Below are 19,117 nucleotides of genomic sequence, written 5' to 3' on the forward strand. Positions count from 1 at the left end.
AGTTCTAGATATTGACTGCGTAACGAAGATCACAATTGCAACGATATTCTCTGAAACCGTTCACCGACGGTCGGAAACCGACCGTTGGCGGCCTTTCGGAACCACCGACTGCAGTTCGCCGTGGACGTAGAGCCCGACGCCCAGCGGCTCGAGTGTCGCCCCCTCGACGGCGTCGCCGTCTCGCTCTGGTCGGCCCTCCGTCCCGACCCCGATTTCGTGGGCCGCAATCAGATACCCCCAGTCGCCGTCCCACTCGAGGTCCTGATCCTGACCGTCGATGAACGCTCGAGCCTCCTCGCGGGAGAGTTCGATGACGCAGTCGGTCGCGCGGCGGCCGAAGCGCTGGACGAAGTCGGTCGTCGGCTTCCAGTGTTCCTGGCGGGTCCGTAGACAAGTCATCCCGATCGCTTCGATTTCGATCGGCGAGGGGGCCTCGCCCGCGTAGATCCAGATCTTGCCCGCGCCCTTCTCCCAGAAAGTGTACTCCTCGAAGGTTTCGGCGGGGATGCCGAATCGATCCGCGAAGTAGTCGACGACCTCCTCGCGGGTCGCTCGGCCCTCGACTCGACGCTCGGCCGCGGTTGACGGCAGTCGGTCGAACCGCTGGCCGACGTTTTCCTCGAGCGCTTCGCCGTCGGGTTCGACTACCGTCTCATCGTCAGATTCGATCGTCGGCTCGCCGTCGGCTTCGACCGCCGATTCGCCGTCGGCTTCGGCCGTCGGCTCGTCGTCTCCCGCCATCAGGCGGTCACCTCGAGTTTCGCGACGAAGAATCCGCCGGTGTCGTTCTGGTGGGGGTAGATGCGGGCAGTCTGCTCGAGCGACGAGTCGAAGTCCTCGCCGTCCCAGGCCGTAACGCCCGGCGAGTGCTCCAGACCGAGATCGAAGTCGACGACCTCGCAGGGCTCGTTCTCGAGGGCGTGCTGGACGACGGCCTCGTTCTCCTCGGGTGCGAACGTACACGTCGAGTAGACGACGGTGCCGCCCTCGCGGGTCGTCTGGATCGCCCGCCGGAGGATCCCCTTCTGGATGCCGGCGACCGAGTGGAGGTGGTCCTCGGACCAGTCCTCGAGCGCGTCGGGGTTCTTCCGGATCGTCCCCTCGCAGGAACACGGGGCGTCGACCAGCGCCCGATCGAAGCGGTCGAACTCGAAGGGCTTCATCGAGAAGTTTCTGGCATCTTGGTTCGTTACCGCCAGGTTTGTCGCGCCGAGTCGCTCGGCGTTGAACCGCAGCGCCGACAGGCGACCGAGGTTGTTGTCGTTCGCGACGACGGTTCCGCGGTCGTCCATCAGCGCCGCGATCTGGGTGGTCTTCCCGCCCGGTGCGCCGCAGGCGTCCCAGACCCGCTCGCCCGGTTGGGGGTCGAGGACGCCCGCCGGCACCGCCGAGACCTCCTCCTGCCCGTAGGTGAATCCGTGAAACGAGGTCCACGTCGACCCCGGCGAATCGGTCTCGAGGCGCAACACGCGCGGGTTCCAATCGACCCGTTCGTACGCGGTGCCCGTCTCCTCGAGCACCGCGATCGCTCGTTCGACCGACGCCTTGATCGTGTTCACCCGGACGGCGGTCCCGAGCGGCCGCCGGCAGGCCTCGAGAAACGCCTCGAAATCGTCGATAATGGGTCGGTACCGCTCGAGTGGCTCCATTGGCCCCACCTTCGGCCGCACCTCGTTTGTGGGTTTCGAAGCGCGCGTCGCCGTTCGGGGTTCGAATCCACCCGCAGTCGACCAGCTGTCGGGACCGGGGCAGTCGCCGTCGGCTCCGTAGCCGTTCTCGTGGATTCGGGATGGTCGGTCGCCCGATAGTTTATGGGTCCTCCGAAACATCGATCAGGTATGCCACGCATCCGCATCCAGGGGCCGGAGGCCGACCTCGAGAACGCGACGCTCGTCGAGGGGTTCCCGGGCATCGGGCTGGTCGGCAAGATCGCCACTGACCACCTCATCGAGGAGCTGGACATGCGCTACTACGCCAGCGTCCACTGCGACGGGCTCCCGCGGGTCGGGATCTACCGCGAAGGCGATCGCACCGTTCGCCCGCCGGTTCGCCTCTACGTCAGCGAAGACGAGGGGCTCCTCGCGCTCCAGAGCGATACGCCGATCAGCGCCGATGCCGCCGAGACCGTCGCGTCCTGTCTCACCGGCTGGCTCGTCGACGAGGGCGTGCGCCCGATCTACCTGAGTGGGCGGCCGGCCGACGAGGACGGGGCACACGCCCTCGCGGGCGTCGCGACGGGGGACGGAGGAGACGCCCTGGACGCGATCGACGTCGAACTACCGTCCGAAGACGGCATTATCAGCGGCCCCACCGGTGCGTTGCTCAATCGAGCCGCACAGTCAGATCTCGACGCCATCGGGCTGGTCGTCGAGTGCAGCCCGAACTTCCCGGACCCGGAAGCCGCGAGCGAACTCATCGAACGGGCGATTGCGCCGCTGGCCGACCTCTCGATCGACGTCGAGCGACTGCGAGAGCGAGACGAGGAGATTCAGCAACACCGCGAGGAGTTCGCCCAACGGATGCAAGAGATGGGACAGGACGAGAGCACCCAGGCGCGGCCGCTACGGATGTATCAGTAGCCGGTCGACGCTCGAGTCGAGACGGCAACGACTGTCTCGTTCCTGTTGGTTTGTTTCCATCAGAAAGGTTCCACGTATTTTTTAGTGCGGCGGCCTTTCAGAAGCGATAGAGATGACTACCGAATCCCACGACGTAGTGGTCGTCGGCGGCGGGACGGCCGGCTGTTTCGCCTCGGCGACCGCCGCTCGAGAGGGCCTCGACGTCGTGCTTCTCGAGCGGAAAACCGAGGACGAAGGCGGGAAGATCGCGTGTGGAGACGGGTTGAAAGGCAAGAGTTCGCTGCCGGACGTGATCGACAGGGACCGGCTCAAATCGGAGTCGTTCACCAATCGAAATATCAACCGGGCGATCTTCCAGAACCCCCGGACGGGCGAGGAAGTCGACATCCCCTTCAACGAAACCGGGGCCGTCATCGACCGCTGGAAGTACGGCCAGATCCTCCTCGACGAAGCGGACAGAGCCGGGGTCGACCTCCACTACAATACGGTCGTATCGGACGTTATCCAGCCGGAAGACCGCGTCGAAGGCGTCAGAGCAGTCCGCGACGGCGACCCGGTCGAGTACGAGGCCGAGGTCGTCATCGACGGTGCCGGCGCGCTCTCGCTGCTGCAAGACAAGGCCGATTTCTCCGCGTCTACCTTCGACACTCGCGTCGACTACTCGCAGTTTTGCTCAGCCTACCGCGAGGTCCTCGAGGTCCCCGAACCGGTCGAGTGGGACGACGCGCTCGTATTCAAGCCGACCGAGGAACTCGGGTACCTCTGGTACTTCCCGCGTTCCTCGACCGAGATCAACGCCGGCCTCGGTTTCCAGATGAACAAGCCGTCGATGAAGCTCGTCGACGTCCTCAAAGACGACCTCGAGGCCCATCCCGAGTTTCAGGGCGCGACGGTCAAGAACAAACTCGGCGCCGCGCTCCCGACGCGACGGCCCTACGATTCGGCGGTGCATCCGGGCTACGTCGCCGTCGGCGACTCGGCGGGCCACGTCAACCCCTGTACCGGCGGCGGGATTCCGGGCGCCGCGAAGGCCGGCCACTGGGCGGCCAAGGTCGCGACCGAGGCCATCAGCGATGGCGACGTGAGCGAGGCGGGCCTCTGGGAGTACAACCGCCGCGTCCAGACCGATTTCGGCAAGCGCTTCGCCGCGATGGACCTGTACAACATCTTCGGCGGGGCACACGACATCGACGATCTGATCGGCGTCATCACCGCCCTGCCGGGCCAGCAACTCGTCGACGCACTGGGCAAGAAAGGCACCGCCGAGATGACTCTCGGGCTGAAGCTCAAAACCCTCCTCAAGACGGTCGGCCACTGGGACGTCCTCTACAAGCTCTACAAACTCCAGCAGGAGGCGAACTCGCTCAAGGAGATCTACGATAGCTACCCCTCGAGTCCGAAATACTTCGACGCCTGGCGGCGGGACCGAGACGGCGTGATGGACTCCGTCTACGATCTCACCGGCGCAGAACCCAAGTACTGACCACCGCGGGTTACCCGCCCGGAGGAGGGGCTGGCCGGTCCACCCCACCTTCGCTTCCGCTTTCACAATCCCCTTTTTCGTTCGTCGCCCAACACTCGCACATGGCAGACGAAATCGCACCCGGTACGTGTCCGACGACGAGTGGCATGCCGATGCTCGGGCTCGGAACGTGGCAAAACACCGATCCGGAGCAGTGCGCCGAAAGCGTTCGCACCGCCCTCGAGACGGGGTATCGGCACATCGATACCGCCCAGATGTACGAGAACGAGTCGGCCGTCGGCGACGGCATCGCTCGAGCCGACGTCGACCGGGAGGATATCTTCCTCGCGACCAAACTCCGCCCGGAAAATCTCGGCCGCGAAGACGTCCTCGAGACGACTCGCGAGAGCCTCGAGCGCCTCGGCGTCGACTCGGTCGACCTGCTGTACATCCACTGGCCGACCGAGGCCTACGACCCCGAGGAGACCCTCGGTGCCCTCTCGGAACTGTACGACGACGGGCTGATCGACAACGTCGGCGTGAGCAACTTCGAACCCGAACAGCTCGAGGTCGCCGTCGACGTCTGCGACGCGCCGATCTTCGCCAACCAGGTCGAGTTGCATCCGCTGCTTCCCCAGGAGCACATCCGCGAGACCTGCGAGAACCTCGACGTCGAAGTCGTCGCCTACTCCCCGCTGGCCCGCGGCGGCGTCTTCGACCAGCCGGTCCTGGGAGAAATCGCGGCCAAACACGACACGAACGAAGTGCAGGTCAGCCTCGCGTGGCTCCGCGAACGCGGCGTCACCGCGATTCCGAAAGCGACCGGCGAAGCCCACATCCAGGACAACTGGGAGTCGCTGACGCTCGAGCTCGACCGGGAGGACCTCGAGGCGATCGACGCGATCGAGGAGACCCACCGGGAGGTCGACCCGGCGTTCGGCCCCTGGAACTGAGAGTCGACGGAATCGCGGAGTAATCGATCGTTCACTCGCGACATGCCCGTTTCTATCCTGCAAGCGACACTGCTTGAGCACACTGAGCGGCGGCCGATCGGAGTGGTGTGGTTGACCGACGAGCACGCGCACACCTATCAGAGAAGGTGACCGTTTCAGCAAGTGAGGGACTCACTTACGCGGAAACGATAACAGCGGTATCACGCCGATAGAGGCGGCTAAACCGGCGAAACGATCGCCTCGAGCCATAGCCGTCTCATAACAATATACGGCCGACGTGTAGCCCGACGTGTAATGAATGCACGAGGTGTACCTGAATGAACTGTCTCTTTTTTACGAACACGCCGGCACACGTTCATCTCTATAAACACACCATCGATCGCCTCGAGGAGCTGGGCCACGACGTACTCGTGTTCGCCAGAAGCGACGAGTGTACGGAGGCCCTGCTGCGGGCCCACGAACTCCCGTACGTGATCTACGGGGGCCGGGGGGAGGAGAAACACTCGCTGCTGTGGGAACTGCCCGTTCAACTCGGCCGTATCGTCCGGCGAGCCCGGAAGTTCGGCCCTGACGTGATCTTCGGAATCGGACCCTACGCCGCCTATACCGGCCTCGTAACGAGGTCGCCCGCGATCGCGGTCCTCGACTCGGAGCCCTCACTGGACCACGTCGTCGCCCGACCGTTCGTCCGCGCGTTCCTCACGCCGGAGGCCTTCCAGAAAGATCTGGGCGAGAACCACTACCGGTTCCGGGGATTCAAAGAGTCCGCCTACCTCCACCCGGATATCTTCGAACCCGATCCCAGTATTCGCGACGCGCTCGGCGTCGATCCCGACGAGTCGTTCGCGATCGTCCGTCTCAACTCCTTCAACGGCCACCACGACGTCGGACGGAAGGGGTTCTCGCTCGAGCAGCGACGCCGATTGCTCGGGGAACTAGCGACCGAGACGACCGTCTTCGTCTCGGACGAAGGGAGCAATCTCGATCTCGAGCACCTGGACGCTCGCCCGTTCGACCTCCACCCGGCGAAACTCCACGACGCGCTTTCGGAAGCCGATCTGCTGGTCGCGGATACCCAGACGATGGTGACCGAAGCCGCCTTACTCGGGACCCCCGCGATCAGGTCGAACTCTTTCGTCGGCGAGTCGGATATGGGCAACTTCCTCGAACTCGAAGACGAGGAGCTCATCTACAACCTCTCGTCGTTCGATGCTGTCCTCGACCGATCGCGGACGCTGCTGGCCGACGAGTCGGTGCCCGAACAGTGGGAACGACGCCGCGACGAGTACGTTTCCGAGATGGTGAACCTCACGGAGCTGCTGTGTACCGTCGCGCTGACATTCACCGAGTCGGCCCGCGGAACGACCCTCGGCGACGTCGCGGAGGTGAGCGGATGAAGGTCTGTTCGGTCGTCGGTGCCAGACCGCAGTTCGTCAAGGCCGCGGTCGTCTCGAGAGAGCTGCGAGCGGTCGGCGAGGAAGTCCTCGTCCACACCGGCCAACACTACGACGAGGAGCTCTCGGACGTCTTCTTCGACGAACTCGAGATTCCGGAACCGGACTACAACCTCGGCGTCGAGTCGGACACGCATGGACGCCAGACGGCGGCGATGATCGCCGGCCTCGAGCCGGTGCTCGAGGAGACCGATCCCGATGTCCTCCTGTTGTACGGCGATACGAACTCGACGCTCGCCGGGGCGGTCGTCGGGTCCAAGCGCGACGTTTCCGTCGCGCACGTCGAGGCAGGACTGCGAAGTTACAACCGCGACATGCCCGAGGAGACGAACCGCGTCCTCACGGACCACGTCTCGGATCTGTGTTTCGCGCCGAGCGAGGCGGCCGTCGAGAACCTCGCTGCGGAGGGAATCGACGACGGCGTCCACTGGACCGGCGATGTGATGTACGACACGATTCTCGAGGCGCGCACTCGCGCGCACGACCGGTCGACGATCCTCGAGGACCTCGATCTCGCGCCCGACGAGTTCGTGCTCGCGACGGTCCACCGCGCGAGCAACACGGACGACCGGTCGAACCTCGAGTCGATCCTCGACGGCCTCGCGTCGTCGCCGCTGCCGGTCGTCTTTCCCGCCCACCCGCGGACGATCGCCCGACTCGAGGAGTACGACCTTCGCGACAGGGCCGAAGACGACCTTCGACTGATCGACTCGCAGGGCTATCTCGACTTCATTCTACTTCTCGACGCCGCAGAGCGGGTCGTGACCGATTCGGGCGGCGTCCAGAAGGAGGCGTTCTTCCTCGAGACGCCCTGCGTGACCCTCCGTCGCGAAACGGAGTGGACCGAGACGGTCGAGGCCGGGTGGAACGAACTCGTCGGTCCGGACGCGGACCAAATTCGCGAGGCGATAGCGTGCGAACGAGACGCCCACTCGAGGTCGCAACCGTACGGCGACGGGGTTGCAAGTCGCCGGATCGTGGGACTCCTTCAGCAGGCCGTCGACGAGGATGCGAGTCCGGCCGTCGAACCGTTACCGAACGGGCTCGCGGATTGAATCACTAAAGTCCAAACCAGATCGATCAACGGCGGACCATAAAGATGACAAGCGAGCGCGTCGCGACTCGATATGCTCAATCGTCGGAGCGGCAATTCCGTGCGAATACGCCGCATACGAGAGCGTGTCCGGCGATCCGAAATTCCGACAGACGTTTCCGCTCCCACAAACGGTTTAAGCGAAGTAATTATATCTAATTACAGACGATGACCGAGAACTTCCCCGACTACGTCGACGTCGACTACGACGACGGCGAGGGTCAGACGCCCGAGGAGTATCCACACATACACGACAAAATCGAGAAGGCGATCGAGGTGACTCGAGAGGGCCTCGAGCAGTACGAGAACCCCGCGGTCATGTGGACCGGCGGCAAGGACTCGACGCTCGTGCTCTACTTCGTCAAGGAGGTCGCGGATCGGTTCGATCTCGAGGTTCCGCCGGCGATCTTCATCGATCACTACCAGCACTTCGACGAGATCCACGACTTCGTCGACCACTGGGCCGACGAGTGGGATCTGGAGGTCGTCTACGCGCGCAACGAGGACATCGGCAGCTACGTCGAGGAAAACGACCTCGAGCCGGGCGACGAGATCGATATCTCCGAGCTTTCGGAGCACAACCGCCACCACGTCGACAACATCCTCGAGTACGAGGAGGACACCTTCCCGTTCCTGCTCGATACCTACGCGGGCAACCACCTCCTCAAGACGGTCGCGCTCAACGACGCGCTCGAGGAGTACGACATCGACGGCATCCTCTCGGGCGTCCGCTGGGACGAACAGGAGGCACGCGCCGACGAGACGTTCTTCTCACCGCGACACGATCCGGACATCTACCCGCCTCACGACCGCATCCAGCCCATCCTCCAGTTCGACGAGGCCGCCGTCTGGGAGGCGTTCTGGAACTTCGCGGTGCCGGACACCGTCCCCGAGTTCCCCGACGACGGCTACGTCCCACAGAGCGACGACGACCTGCCGAACGACCTCACGCAGGAGGACATTCCGGTCTCGCCGAAGTACTTCGCCGGCTTCCGCTCGCTCGGCAGCGAAGTATCGACCGAGAAGGCAGACACCGAACCCGCGTGGCTGCAGAACCTAGAGGAGACGACCGAACGCGCGGGCCGCGCCCAGGACAAAGAGGACCTGATGGAGCGCCTGCGCGATCTGGGCTACATGTAGGCCAAATCGGACGAGAATCGGGACGTGAACGATCATCGTTTTCGACCGTTGGTTCCCTCTTGAGAGCGTGCCGAACCACCTGTGGTTCGATCCCGAAACGCTCTGTGCGTGTCGTGATGAACGCGATACTGAGAAGGAACGTCGTCAGTTCGTCGCTCGATACTCGCCGTGTTTGACGCCGATCGCGAGCATGATCGCGCCGAACAGCGCCATCGACGGCAGCACCATCATCATGATCGTGTCCATCCCCATCGGCGTCATCGGCGTGATTTCGGGGAGGACGACCAGTCCGCCGATTCCGACGAGCAGTACGAGGACGAACGCGCCGACCGTCTTCGGTACATCGAGTCCCATACCCGTACTGAGGAGTCGGTTCTTGTAAGCTGAACGGAACCAGAAACGCCGTCGCGAACGCGGGCCGAACCGACGAATCACGAGCGCGACCGGCCTATCCGGACGGGCGAACGAGGTTCGCGAGCGCGATCAGAACGCCGAAGAACCAGCCCAGCGGGAAGGAGATCCCGAGCCACATCCCGGCGTAGGCCGGACCCTCGAGCTGGAAGTTCTCGCGAAGGAGGTCGTTGATCCCGCCGACGAACAGGACGTTGTCGAGGATCCAGACCGCGAAGTCGTAGCTCGGCTCGAGGACCGCCCCCTCGAGCGAGGGCATGACCAGCGCGGCGACGACGGGGGGCAGAAAGATCGCCGTCATCGCGAACGGGTAGGCGAGCACCACCGAGACGAGCCGTCCGCCGACCTTCGAGAACGTGGCGGCAAGCGCGGTCGAGACGACGGCGACGGCGCTCGCGGCCGCGATCGGAATCACAGTCTCGGTCGGTAACTGTAAGTGAGCGACGACGGTCACCGCACCCCAGAAGACCAGCGCGATCGCGGTCACGCCGACGACGCCGAGCCGCGTCCGGGTCGAATCCAGCTTCGAGGCGTAAAACCGCATCGCGAATCCGACGACGGTCATCGGGTACAGTGCGAGCAACCCGACCAGTCCGAGAATGCTCCAGACGCGGTAGCCGATCTGCTGGGGAAGCGTTTCGGGCTCCCACTTACCCATGACCGAGTGGCCGCGACCGCGCTGGCGAGGGAAGATCAGTTCCATCCAGGCGCCGTGCAACCGCTGTAAATCGACTCTCACCGCACCCACGATACCACCGCCGCCACCAGAGCGAGATCGAGTAGACATACGGGATTCAATCTACCGATACACCGTAAGTTTTCCTGCTACGTTTCGAGGGAGTCAGTATTCGACGTCGACCGCCGCTCCGATATCGACCGCAGCGCCGCTCGCAGCGCTCTGGGAGATCGCGTCCAGCACGGCCATGTTCGCGATCGCTTCCGACCCATCCGTTCGCGGCGTCGCGCCGTTCTCGACGCAGTCCGCGAAGTGTTCGACCTCGAGGCGGTACTGATCGACCGGCTCGAACGTCTCGAGGGCGTGACGGCCGTCGACCTCGTACTCGAGTTCCAGCGGTTCCCCGCCCGGAACGTCGAAGGCGTCTCTGACCTCGAGCCAGCCGTTTTCGGCCTCGACGCGGTAGTACTGCACTTTCTGGGTGTCGAACCCGGAGGCGATGCGGGCCGACGCGCCGCTGGCGTACTCGAGAATGGCGGCCAGTTCGGTGTCGACGCCGGAATCGCGCGAGTCGTCGGCGTGGGCGTAGACGCGGGCGGGTTCGCCGAGGAACTGGCGAGCCACCGAAACCGGGTAGCAGCCGACGTCCATGAGGCTGCCGCCGTCTAAGTCGGGAGAGAGGCGGATGTCGTCCGGCCGGCCGGTCAACGAGAACTTGAACGACGCCGTGACCGAGCGAATCGTCCCGAAGTGGTCGTCCGCGATCTCGAGCGCGCGGCGGGTCCGGGGATGGTAGAGGTACATGAACCCCTCCATCAGCGTCACGTCGCGTTGCTCGCAGTAGTCGACGACGTCCCGCGCTTCGACCGTGTCGACCGCCAGGGGCTTCTCGCAGAGTACGTCGATACCCGCGTCCGCCGCGGCCTTCGTCCACTCGGCGTGCAGGGCGTTCGGCAGCGGAATGTACACGGCGTCGATCGGCGCGTCCTCGAGCAGGCGATCGTACCCCTCGTAGACGTGCTCGATGCCGTACTCCGCCGCGACGGCGTCGGCTCGACCTTCACTTCGGGACGCGATCGCGACCGTCTGGTGGTCGCTCGCATCGACGGCCGGGAGGAACGCTTTCTGGGCGATTCCCGCCGTGCTGAGTACACCGAAATCCATGCACGAACAGAAGACCGATTGCTATTAAAACCTGTATGTATTCGGAATGGATTCGGTTCGGCGGGACAGCGCGTCGTCGTCGCGACGCGACGGGCCGCTGTTACTGGCGCGGGGCCGTCGGTTCGAGAGCCATCACTTCCTCGAGCGTCGGGATCGACCCCTGTGCGCCTTCCGTTTCGGTCGAAATCGAGGCCGCTGCCGTCGCGAGGTCGGCCGCCGCGTCGATCGATCGGCCGGCCGCCAATTGCGCGCCGAGGTAGCCACAGAAGACGTCGCCGGCACCGGTTGTGTCCACCGGGTCGACCGACGGCGGCGTAACTCGATACTCGCTCTCGCCCGAAACGATCACGTCGTCGGCCCCGCGCGTACGGACGACGGTTCCGGCGAACGCCTCGAGGTGGCCCTCGAGCGCGTCGTACTCGGTCTCGTTGACGACGACGACGTCGACGGTGGGTTCCGCGAGGAGCGGGTCAACGCCGTCAGTTGGTACGGGATTGAGGACGACTGTCGGTCCCGCCGCCTCCTCGCTTAGTCTCTCGAGCAACGATCGCATCGTCGAAACGGGAATCTCGTTCTGCAGGAGACACACGTCCGCGTTCCGAATCCGGTCGTAGTGGCGGTCGACGTAGCGAGCGTCGACCGCCTCGTTCGCGCCGCCGAGGATCGCGATCCAGGACTCGCCGTCGCCGTCGACGAAGATGTAGGCCTTGCCGGTCTCGCGCTCGGCCACCGCGACCGAGTCGACCGTTACGCCGCGATCCGCGAGCGTCGATAGAACGTCGTAGGTTCGCTCGTCTTCGCCGACGGTGCCGAGAAACGTGGACTCGGCCCCGCCGCAGGCTGCCGCGACCGCCTGGTTCGACCCTTTGCCGCCGATTCCGTCTCGAAACTCCTCGTCGGCGATCGCCGTCAGAACGTGTTCCGTTCGGACGGTCTCGCCCGGTGCCGGGAACCACTCGTAGGACGACTCGAGCGTCCGGATCTCGGCCCGGGAGCGGAACGTTGTCCTGTCGACGTTGACGCTGCCAACCGTAACGACGTTCGACATTCGTACTCGAGGTACCGGTTCGCGGTATATCGTCGTTCTGATCCGCTCGAGTTCGTTCGGCCGAATTATATATTACTCGCGGACTGTCTGTCGGCGACGAATGCCGCGATCAGGCGTCATTTATAGCCGGACTGCAGAGTGCCGCCAATGGAACGTCGGACGGTCCTCGCGGGCGTCAAGTCGCCGCCGGTCGCGTTTTTTCTCGCCGTGGCGGTCGGGCTCGCGACGTGGCTCGCCATCGCCGACACGGGATCGATGGCGACGATGCTCTCGATCACGCTCTTCTGTATCGTACTCTGGGTTCTCACGCCGGTCCCACCGTCTTTTACGGGCGTCCTCGGCATCGGCCTCATCGCGGTCGCGTTCTCGACTGAGCTGGCGCTCAGTGGCTTTCAGAAACCGGCGACCTGGCTCATCGGATTCGGGCTGCTCATGGGCGAGGCGACGCGGCGCAGCGGTCTCGCGAACTGGGCCGGCGACTGGATGACGAGCCGGAGCGTTTCGCCCGCGGTGAGTTCGAGTCCGGTTCAGGCCTATCGGCGACTGCTCCTCGCGCTTTCGCTCGGTGCCCACGCGCTCGCGCTGCTCGTTCCGTCCTCGCTCGTGCGCATTCTCGTACTCGCACCGATTCTCAAGGAGACCGGCTCGCTGTTCGAATCGCGAGAGGCCCGCGTCGGCATCTACCTGGGACCGCTGTTCGCCACGTTTTACGGCTCCGCCGGCATCCTGACCGCCGATCTGCCTAACATCATCCTCAGCGGATTCGCACAGTCGATCGCCGGCCAACAGATCACCTGGACTGAGTGGGCGATCAACATGTACCCCGTGATGGGGCTCTTGCGGGTGTTGCTTGTCGTCGGGATTGTCTACTACCTGTTCCGGCCGGCACCGGAGTCGGCGTTCGAGCTTCCAAATACCGACGGCGGGACCGTCGGAGACGCCGAAAAGCGAATGTTACTCATCTTGCTCGTCGGCGCGGCCGTCTGGGCGACCGACTTCGTCCACAGCTTTCACCCCGTCGTCGGCGCGCTCGTCGTCGTCGTCCTCGCGTTCCTCCCGAACGTCGGCGTCGTGGACTTCCGGACGGTCGTCGAAGAGACGGACTTTTCGATCCTGTTTTTCATCGCGGCCGTTTTCGCCATCGGCGACGGTCTCTCCCAGACCGGGTTCTCCGACGGCGCGTCCACGTATCTGCTCGAGTTGATCCCGACCGACGCGCCCCTCGCGATCATCTTCGCGTGTGTCTTTTTCATCACGTTCGCGCTGACCTTCGTGATGGAGGGGCTGGCCGTCGCGAGCGTTCTCACCCCGATTTTGATCCCCTACGCCGAAGCTGCGGGACTGCCGCTGACGCCCGTCTTGATGTCCGAAGTGGTGGCGCTGAGTTCGTACTTCTTCCCGTACCAGTCCGCGGTGCTGATCGTGATGCTCGCGGAAGGCGACGTCGAGACGAGGGAGTTGATCACCACGACGATCGCGTGTTCGCTCGCGACTATCGTGGTCTTGCTTCCGATTCAGTTCGGGGTGTTCACGCTGCTTTACTGACCGCACGCTCGCGCTCGTCGCCGAATTCGCCTCCCTCGAGGGGAGGTGGCGGCTGCTCGAGGAGAAGAGACCTGAGAGAATTCGGGAGTCAGAGAGCGATCGCTCGCCGAACGTCGGATCGGCCACAGAGCAGTGCCGTCAGCAACGAGTCGGCCCGAAAAGTCAGTCGCTGATGAACTTGTTGTCGCGCCAGTTGACGCCCGTCTGGGCGGCCTTGCGGTCGCCCGGTCCCTCGACGACTTCGACGTCCGCCGGTCGGGGTTCGCCGTCGACGATCCGGGTCGCCTCGAGGTCGCCGTCGTGTTCGGAGATCGCCGTCAGCGTTCCCTTCTCGGCGGCCTGTGCGATGTCACAGAGCACGAGGAACATCTCGTACTGCAACAGGGAGTTCTGGAGAACCGTCTCCCGGTCGCCTTTGAACGCGGCGAACTCGACGAGTTCGGACTCGATCTCCTCTTCGTCCTCTTCGTCCCAGCGGAAGGAGTTTCGCCGCTCCTCGGGGTCTTCCTCGTAGACCCTGTTCTCCGTTACGCTCGCTTTGAGCTGTGCCGCGGGCGTGTACTTGCTGACCGATTCGTCTTCGGAGACGGCCTTGAGTATGAGCGTGTTGTTCCGACGCGTGAGTTCGACATCGGTCACGCCATCCGGGTAGGTGGCCTCGTCCAGATGGTCGCGAAGGTCTTCGAGTGGCAATTCGAGCGTCGAGTGGAGCCGATATACGTGTCTTGAATCCTCTGTTGACATGGTGGGAAGGTGTGCCGGCGACAGTCGTTGGTTGTAATACGGGAGCGTGCCATATATGACCTGCTGTTATATACGGACACGTCGAGCCCGTACCAATCTCGGTTCGATCGGATCGAAACGCGCTCAGGCCGCGTTGAGCGTCTCGGCGAGTTCGCCTCGCTCCTCGAGTTCCGAGAGGATGTCCGAGCCGCCGACGAACTCGCCGTCAACGTACGTCTGCGGGATCGTCTCCCAGCCGCTGTGTTCTTCGAGCGCCGCGCGATACTCCGCGAGCGAGTCGAGCACGTCCACGGTTTCGAACTCCTCGCGGTGCTCGCTGATCAGACCCAGCGCGTTCCGGGAGTACCCACACTGGGGCATCAGTTCGGTTCCCTTCATGAACAAGACGACCTCGTTCGCTTCGAGGGTTTCTTCGACGTGTTCGTCGACTTCGTCCTGATCGAGGCCCTGGTTCGGTGGGAAGTCCATGTCTACCCATACGGGAGTGTGTCAGATAGGCCTTGCGTCATTCTCCTGCATTCACTGGCCCGATATCTGTCGGAAAATACGATTTCCACTGAAGCGATACAGTCTTCGTCGAAGCGAATCTACACATGCAAAGTCGATTCGGCGGCGGTTAGACCACAGTGAGTAACTTCTCGACGAGCGTTTCCGGGGCCGAGAAAAAGGGCGAGTGGCTCGTATCGAGTGCATAGACTTCATCACAGGGGAGCTCCTCAAGCATCTTCCGTTGGGCCCCGGGCGTGATCGCCCGATCCTGTTTGCAGCGCAGGTAGACCCGCGGGACACTCCCGAACTCGTCCGGGGTAGTTTCCACCGGGGTGACCATTCCCGCCAAGGGTTCGGGCCGAAGCAGTGATTGAGCGAGTTCCACGTCGGCTTCCGAGCAGTCGCCGTAGAATGCCTCTCGAGTTGCATCGTCTGGGACACGAGTCTCCCCGGCGTCCTCGTCGATGACGAGGTTCTGCGTCACTACCGATTCCTCGTCCGATTTCGAGTAATCGATGAGCGAGTTGCCGCGTTCGGGAAGGAACGCTGTGAGGTAGACGAGCGTATCAATCTTGTCGGCGTAGTACTCGGCCGTTTGCGTAATTATCACGCCCGCCATACTGTGTCCGACCAGAATCGACGGGTTATCTTGGGCTTCGAGCACCTCTCCGACGCGTTCGACGTGGCTCTCGAGAGTGACTTCCTCGACCGGAGTCGTGTCGGTTCCGTGTGCAGGAAGATCGATCGTGACGACATCGTGACCGGCTTCCTCGAGTTTCGGTACGACCTTGTACCAGGCCCAAGCGCCGTGCCATGCTCCGTGAACTAGAACGAACGTACTCATAACCGATCACCGGAAACAGCTGGCATTACGTTCTCCATACGGGGAAATCCAACAGGTGTATCAAAAGTATTACCATGATAGAAAATTCCGACGGGAGAGACGTTATCCCAGAACAAGTTGTATCAGAATTAGATATAGAACGTGCGCAATTGTCGTTCGAAGAATCATTTCACGACTGCTCGAGGCGGACGATCCGGTCGTCGGCCGCTCGCGGGAACTCGCCACCCGCTCGACCGTCCCGGTTCGACGTGAGGAGGTACAACGCACCGTCGGGTCCCTGTTCGATGTGTCGGAGACGGCCGTACTCTCCCTCGAAGAGGGGGTGTGCGATCGCAGTCAGCCGATCGTCGAGCCAGGACTGGTCGTACACGATCCCGTCACCGCCGTCGCCAGCGCTCGAGGATTCGCGGGACACGGTGAGGGTGACCGCGTACAGCGTTTGCGAAGCGAGGCCGCAGGCGAACAGCCGATTCTGCCAGTTCGGGATCGCGTCTCCGTCGGCGAACGTGATCCCCGAGGGTGCCCAGGTCGTTTCGGGACCCGTGTTGAGGAGGGGCGGCGTAACCCGGTCGTACTCGCCGTAAGCGCCGTACTCCGGATCGTCCGGGCCGCCGCGAACGACGTCCCACCCGTAGTTCCCGCCGGGATCGACGATAGAAACCTCGTCCCGGCTGGTCGGTCCGTGTTCGGCCGCGAACGCCGTTCCGTCGGGTCCGAAATCGATTCCCTGCGGGTTTCGATGACCGAGCGAGTACGTCCGGGGATCGCTTCCGTCACCGAAGTCGGGATTCCCCGGCGCGGCGTCGCCGTTGGGCGTAACGCGAAGGATCGCCCCCGCGAGCGATTCCGAATCCTGCGTCTGCGACGGCGTTTCCGCGTCGCCCGTCGTCACCCAGAGATTGCCGTCGGGACCGAACTCGATGCGTCCGCCGTTGTGAATCGCCGCTCCCGGAATTTCCTCGACGACCGGCGAGAGGTCCTCTCGCTCGAGGTCGTACCGGACGACGCGGTTCTCGATCTCGCCGGCGTCGACGGTGTAGTAGACGAACAACGACGGCTCGTCGGGATAGGAAGGATGGGCCGCGACGCCGAGCGTTCCGCCTTCGCCCGGGGCCGATCGATCCGGCAGGTCCTCGGCCGCGAGGATCGTCTCGCCAACCGACGGCTCGAGTTCCGTCTCCTCGCGCATCGCAGCGCCATCGAAGCGCCGGACGCCGCCGTCTCGTTCGGTGAGGAACGCGTCGGCTCCGGCGAACGTGAGATCCCACGGGATCTCGAGGCCGGAAACGACCGTCGTCGGTTCGACGTCGGCTTCTGCGGGGACGCCCCCGGCGGGCTCCCAGTCCGGTTCGGACCACTCGTAGCCGGGCGCGTCTCCCGGTTCAGCGAGCTCCGTCTGGGTCCTCCCTCGAAGACACCCTGCGGCCAGAATCGAGACCGTACCGGCCGTCTGCAGGACGCGTCGTCGTGACGGACGATCCATACGAACGAGAACGACGCGGAGACACGACTGTGCTTTGGTCGGCGGTGAGCCGGCTCGGTCTACTAACGAGAGAAATCGAGACGGTTCGACCGCGTCAGTCCGCGGTCGCGGACGAGGAGAGCACGTCGAGTTTCTCCGCGGTGTACCCGAACACGTCGCGGTAGCCGTTGGCCGACATCAACACGGGATAGAACGGCTCGTCTGCAACCTGCTCGTCGCCGTCCGCGGCGGCGAAGGAATCGCCTTTCTCGACTCGAGTGAAGTTGTCGACGAACACCTCGTAAGTGTCGGCCTGGTCCTTCCAGATGCAGTCGACGAGCCGGTAGATGGGCAGCTCGCGGCTCACCGTATCCCCCGGCAGCGCGCCGGTCGCGGTCAGAAACGCCCGCGTGAGACTGTAGGCGTTTTCTGCGGCCGTTTCGCTCCCCTGCAGTCCGCACTCGACTTCGATCGTGTCGATCTCGGTGAACAGTCGCCCCTCCGAGAAGTTCCCCGTCTCCACCATCGCCGCCACGGGAAGTTGCGGACAGAGCTTTCTCGCAGTGTCGGTTACGGCCTTGACGATGGCGAACGGTTCGCTGTGGCTCTGGGTCGAGTGCATCGAGAAGGTGAGACACCCCTCGAGTTCATCCGTGAGTTTCGCCGCTAACTGCCCTTCGTGCGTCTCGGCGTTCGGGTCGCCGGGAAACGCGCGGTTGAGGTCCTCGTCGACGTACCGAACCTGTTTCTCTAGGGCTCGCTCGTTCGCGACGACGAGTTTGACGGGCCGCTCGACGGACGGCCGCTGTTCGAGCAACCGCTCGACGGCTCGAACGCCGCAGGGCTCGTCGCCGTGAACGCCGGCGAGAATCGCTATCTCCGGCGTTCCTGACCCAATCTGTGCAACTCTCATTACCAGCTATAGGTTCGTCAGCCTCAAAGGCAGTTCGATTACGAACGACTTCGGGGCGGGGTGCCATGGAGAAACGCGCGTCCATCCAGCGTCGTTTCGCGCCGTCGAACACGAACGAGCGAGCCCCGACTCGATCACTCGAGGCCGTCCGCGTACGCGCGGTCGATCTCTCGAGCCGTCGGGTACTCGCCGTCGAGGCGAATCCGCCAGCCGTCGATCCGGTCGGGCGACTCGAGCGCGTTCGTCAGGGCGGTCCGAACGTCGAGGACGTCGACGCCGTAGTAATCGCCGGGGACGCCGCGAAGGTACTCGAGGGCCGTTCGAAACAGCGATCGCATGCCGCCGTCGTCCCGAAAGTCGACGCGTTTGTAGGCTCCGGCGGCGACCTGGACCATCCCGTGGAGGAACGCACTCTCGGTGCGCCCGCGGCCGTAGTTGTACCACTCGTCCTCGAAGCAATCGTGACTGCGGTGGTACTCGCCTGCGTTGAACAATCGAACGCCGTGGACCGTGGCTCGACGGAGCGTGGCGTGTTCCCAGCGCTCGCGGTCGGCGAGCCAGCCCGCGGGATCTCCATCGGGCGGGTCGACGGTCGGATCGTTCGTGTGCTCGTCCATGGAGATACCAGCCCGGCCAGCGGAATATCGGTTCGGGTCGCCGCCGAATCGGCTCGTTCAGTTCGAACACAGCCGGACCCAGACTCTCGAGCGCTCGGATCCGAATTCGAAAACGGCCAGAGTCTTTATCCGTGATCCTTCGAAAGTTTCAGCTAATGAAACAGCCGTACGGACGGTGCGAGGACTGTGGTGAGCGTCTCTACGAACATATCGACGGCGGGTACAGGTGCGGGAACTGCGGCGCGCGCTACGACGAGTCGGTTTTCGACGGCGATTCCCGGTCCGCGGAGGCCGCCGTTTCGACGAACTGACCGTCCGGACGTATCGCTTGTTTCTCGGCAATTTTCGGCGGGTAGGAGTGCGTTCACTCGAGAACACCCTCGAGAGAGAAATCGGGACGTTTTAACCGCCCCGGAGCGAACGCCTGCGTGTGTGCGAGGGTAGCCAAGCGGTCAACGGCGACGGACTCAAGATCCGTTCGTGTAGACGTTCGTGGGTTCAATTCCCTCCCCTCGCATCACAG

20 protein-coding genes and 1 tRNA gene are annotated in these 19,117 nt (G+C 63.8%); 9 read left to right on the plus strand and 12 right to left on the minus strand.

From position 1 onward, the window contains the following. Positions 1 to 60: 60 nt before the first annotated feature. Both BM348_RS13300 and BM348_RS13305 read right to left on the minus strand, forming a co-directional pair. A complete protein-coding gene (locus BM348_RS13300) occupies positions 61 to 741 on the minus strand; it encodes a DUF7122 family protein (RefSeq protein WP_245779449.1) in 681 nt (226 codons plus the stop codon). Then, a complete protein-coding gene (locus tag BM348_RS13305; RefSeq protein ID WP_092905269.1) occupies positions 741 to 1,649 on the minus strand; it encodes an RsmB/NOP family class I SAM-dependent RNA methyltransferase in 909 nt (302 codons plus the stop codon). The genes BM348_RS13300 and BM348_RS13305 overlap by 1 nt, the downstream gene beginning before the upstream one ends. 189 nt (positions 1,650 to 1,838) lie before the next feature. On the opposite strand from BM348_RS13305, the gene BM348_RS13310 reads away from it, so the two are divergent. The 6 genes from BM348_RS13310 (at position 1,839) to BM348_RS13335 (ending at position 8,681) form a co-directional block, all read left to right on the plus strand. After that, positions 1,839 to 2,579, plus strand: a complete 741-nt coding sequence (locus tag BM348_RS13310; RefSeq protein WP_092905270.1) for a proteasome assembly chaperone family protein — start codon at positions 1,839 to 1,841, stop codon at positions 2,577 to 2,579. 112 nt (positions 2,580 to 2,691) lie between these two features. After that, positions 2,692 to 4,062 carry a geranylgeranyl reductase family protein gene (locus BM348_RS13315; protein ID WP_394328100.1) on the plus strand — a complete coding sequence of 457 codons (1,371 nt, stop codon included), beginning with the start codon at positions 2,692 to 2,694 and terminating at the stop codon, positions 4,060 to 4,062. A gap of 101 nt (positions 4,063 to 4,163) precedes the next feature. After that, positions 4,164 to 4,994, plus strand: a complete 831-nt coding sequence (locus BM348_RS13320) for an aldo/keto reductase (RefSeq protein ID WP_092905272.1) — start codon at positions 4,164 to 4,166, stop codon at positions 4,992 to 4,994. Positions 4,995 to 5,311: 317 nt separating this feature from the next. After that, entirely contained in the window at positions 5,312 to 6,391 is a 1,080-nt protein-coding gene (locus tag BM348_RS13325) for a hypothetical protein (protein WP_092905273.1), read from the plus strand. Next, a complete protein-coding gene (gene wecB / locus BM348_RS13330) occupies positions 6,388 to 7,503 on the plus strand; it encodes a non-hydrolyzing UDP-N-acetylglucosamine 2-epimerase (RefSeq protein ID WP_092905274.1) in 1,116 nt (371 codons plus the stop codon). Before BM348_RS13325 ends, wecB begins: the two co-directional genes overlap by 4 nt. A gap of 206 nt (positions 7,504 to 7,709) precedes the next feature. Beyond that, positions 7,710 to 8,681 carry a phosphoadenosine phosphosulfate reductase family protein gene (locus tag BM348_RS13335; RefSeq protein ID WP_092905275.1) on the plus strand — a complete coding sequence of 324 codons (972 nt, stop codon included), beginning with the start codon at positions 7,710 to 7,712 and terminating at the stop codon, positions 8,679 to 8,681. A gap of 144 nt (positions 8,682 to 8,825) precedes the next feature. On the opposite strand, the gene BM348_RS13340 is transcribed toward BM348_RS13335, so the two are convergent. The 4 genes from BM348_RS13340 to BM348_RS13355 form a co-directional block, all read right to left on the minus strand. Then, positions 8,826 to 9,035 carry a DUF7333 family protein gene (locus tag BM348_RS13340; RefSeq protein WP_092905276.1) on the minus strand — a complete coding sequence of 70 codons (210 nt, stop codon included), beginning with the start codon at positions 9,033 to 9,035 and terminating at the stop codon, positions 8,826 to 8,828. Between the two features lie 94 nt (positions 9,036 to 9,129). Continuing rightward, a complete protein-coding gene (locus BM348_RS13345; protein ID WP_092905277.1) occupies positions 9,130 to 9,879 on the minus strand; it encodes a hypothetical protein in 750 nt (249 codons plus the stop codon). A gap of 54 nt (positions 9,880 to 9,933) precedes the next feature. Then, positions 9,934 to 10,932 (minus strand): Gfo/Idh/MocA family protein, encoded by a 999-nt coding sequence (locus tag BM348_RS13350; RefSeq protein ID WP_092905278.1) that lies wholly within the window; start codon positions 10,930 to 10,932, stop codon positions 9,934 to 9,936. 100 nt (positions 10,933 to 11,032) lie between these two features. After that, positions 11,033 to 11,980: a PfkB family carbohydrate kinase gene (locus BM348_RS13355; protein WP_092905279.1), complete on the minus strand. Its 948-nt coding sequence runs from the start codon at positions 11,978 to 11,980 to the stop codon at positions 11,033 to 11,035. Between the two features lie 147 nt (positions 11,981 to 12,127). On the opposite strand from BM348_RS13355, the gene BM348_RS13360 reads away from it, so the two are divergent. Beyond that, positions 12,128 to 13,525, plus strand: a complete 1,398-nt coding sequence (locus BM348_RS13360) for an SLC13 family permease (RefSeq protein WP_092905280.1) — start codon at positions 12,128 to 12,130, stop codon at positions 13,523 to 13,525. A 162-nt stretch (positions 13,526 to 13,687) separates the two neighbouring features. Here the strand turns inward: BM348_RS13360 and BM348_RS13365 are convergent, their stop codons facing one another. From BM348_RS13365 to BM348_RS13390, 6 genes are all read right to left on the minus strand, one after another. Further along, entirely contained in the window at positions 13,688 to 14,269 is a 582-nt protein-coding gene (locus BM348_RS13365; RefSeq protein ID WP_092905282.1) for a DUF7110 family protein, read from the minus strand. 123 nt (positions 14,270 to 14,392) lie between these two features. Beyond that, positions 14,393 to 14,737, minus strand: coding sequence for a glutaredoxin family protein (locus tag BM348_RS13370; RefSeq protein ID WP_092905284.1), 345 nt, complete (start codon positions 14,735 to 14,737; stop codon positions 14,393 to 14,395). Between the two features lie 148 nt (positions 14,738 to 14,885). Next, entirely contained in the window at positions 14,886 to 15,602 is a 717-nt protein-coding gene (locus tag BM348_RS13375) for an alpha/beta fold hydrolase (protein WP_092905286.1), read from the minus strand. Between the two features lie 169 nt (positions 15,603 to 15,771). Next, positions 15,772 to 17,085, minus strand: coding sequence for a PQQ-dependent sugar dehydrogenase (locus tag BM348_RS13380; protein WP_092905288.1), 1,314 nt, complete (start codon positions 17,083 to 17,085; stop codon positions 15,772 to 15,774). Between the two features lie 94 nt (positions 17,086 to 17,179). After that, positions 17,180 to 17,977 (minus strand): succinylglutamate desuccinylase/aspartoacylase domain-containing protein, encoded by a 798-nt coding sequence (locus BM348_RS13385; protein WP_092905290.1) that lies wholly within the window; start codon positions 17,975 to 17,977, stop codon positions 17,180 to 17,182. Between the two features lie 134 nt (positions 17,978 to 18,111). Next, on the minus strand, positions 18,112 to 18,594 hold the full coding sequence (locus BM348_RS13390; RefSeq protein WP_092905291.1) for a DUF309 domain-containing protein: 483 nt from the start codon (positions 18,592 to 18,594) through the stop codon (positions 18,112 to 18,114). A gap of 155 nt (positions 18,595 to 18,749) precedes the next feature. On the opposite strand from BM348_RS13390, the gene BM348_RS21405 reads away from it, so the two are divergent. Continuing rightward, positions 18,750 to 18,905 (plus strand): hypothetical protein, encoded by a 156-nt coding sequence (locus BM348_RS21405; RefSeq protein ID WP_175507183.1) that lies wholly within the window; start codon positions 18,750 to 18,752, stop codon positions 18,903 to 18,905. 123 nt (positions 18,906 to 19,028) lie between these two features. Further along, positions 19,029 to 19,111: transfer RNA gene (locus BM348_RS13395), tRNA-Leu, on the plus strand. The last annotated feature ends 6 nt before the right edge of the window (positions 19,112 to 19,117 follow it).

The organism is Halostagnicola kamekurae (assembly GCF_900116205.1).
In the GTDB taxonomy this organism is placed as follows: domain Archaea; phylum Halobacteriota; class Halobacteria; order Halobacteriales; family Natrialbaceae; genus Halostagnicola; species Halostagnicola kamekurae.

Coding starts and splice junctions, on each gene's coding strand:
- BM348_RS13365 (WP_092905282.1), bottom strand. CDS start 14,269: ATGTCAACAGAGGATTCAAGACACGTATATCGGCTCCACTCGACGCTC.
- BM348_RS13335 (WP_092905275.1), top strand. CDS start 7,710: ATGACCGAGAACTTCCCCGACTACGTCGACGTCGACTACGACGACGGC.
- BM348_RS13305 (WP_092905269.1), bottom strand. CDS start 1,649: ATGGAGCCACTCGAGCGGTACCGACCCATTATCGACGATTTCGAGGCG.
- wecB (WP_092905274.1), top strand. CDS start 6,388: ATGAAGGTCTGTTCGGTCGTCGGTGCCAGACCGCAGTTCGTCAAGGCC.
- BM348_RS13340 (WP_092905276.1), bottom strand. CDS start 9,035: ATGGGACTCGATGTACCGAAGACGGTCGGCGCGTTCGTCCTCGTACTG.
- BM348_RS21405 (WP_175507183.1), top strand. CDS start 18,750: ATGAAACAGCCGTACGGACGGTGCGAGGACTGTGGTGAGCGTCTCTAC.
- BM348_RS13350 (WP_092905278.1), bottom strand. CDS start 10,932: ATGGATTTCGGTGTACTCAGCACGGCGGGAATCGCCCAGAAAGCGTTC.
- BM348_RS13390 (WP_092905291.1), bottom strand. CDS start 18,594: ATGGACGAGCACACGAACGATCCGACCGTCGACCCGCCCGATGGAGAT.
- BM348_RS13320 (WP_092905272.1), top strand. CDS start 4,164: ATGGCAGACGAAATCGCACCCGGTACGTGTCCGACGACGAGTGGCATG.
- BM348_RS13380 (WP_092905288.1), bottom strand. CDS start 17,085: ATGGATCGTCCGTCACGACGACGCGTCCTGCAGACGGCCGGTACGGTC.
- BM348_RS13300 (WP_245779449.1), bottom strand. CDS start 741: ATGGCGGGAGACGACGAGCCGACGGCCGAAGCCGACGGCGAATCGGCG.
- BM348_RS13325 (WP_092905273.1), top strand. CDS start 5,312: ATGAACTGTCTCTTTTTTACGAACACGCCGGCACACGTTCATCTCTAT.
- BM348_RS13375 (WP_092905286.1), bottom strand. CDS start 15,602: ATGAGTACGTTCGTTCTAGTTCACGGAGCATGGCACGGCGCTTGGGCC.
- BM348_RS13310 (WP_092905270.1), top strand. CDS start 1,839: ATGCCACGCATCCGCATCCAGGGGCCGGAGGCCGACCTCGAGAACGCG.
- BM348_RS13360 (WP_092905280.1), top strand. CDS start 12,128: ATGGAACGTCGGACGGTCCTCGCGGGCGTCAAGTCGCCGCCGGTCGCG.
- BM348_RS13385 (WP_092905290.1), bottom strand. CDS start 17,977: ATGAGAGTTGCACAGATTGGGTCAGGAACGCCGGAGATAGCGATTCTC.
- BM348_RS13345 (WP_092905277.1), bottom strand. CDS start 9,879: ATGTCTACTCGATCTCGCTCTGGTGGCGGCGGTGGTATCGTGGGTGCG.
- BM348_RS13370 (WP_092905284.1), bottom strand. CDS start 14,737: ATGGACTTCCCACCGAACCAGGGCCTCGATCAGGACGAAGTCGACGAA.
- BM348_RS13315 (WP_394328100.1), top strand. CDS start 2,692: ATGACTACCGAATCCCACGACGTAGTGGTCGTCGGCGGCGGGACGGCC.
- BM348_RS13355 (WP_092905279.1), bottom strand. CDS start 11,980: ATGTCGAACGTCGTTACGGTTGGCAGCGTCAACGTCGACAGGACAACG.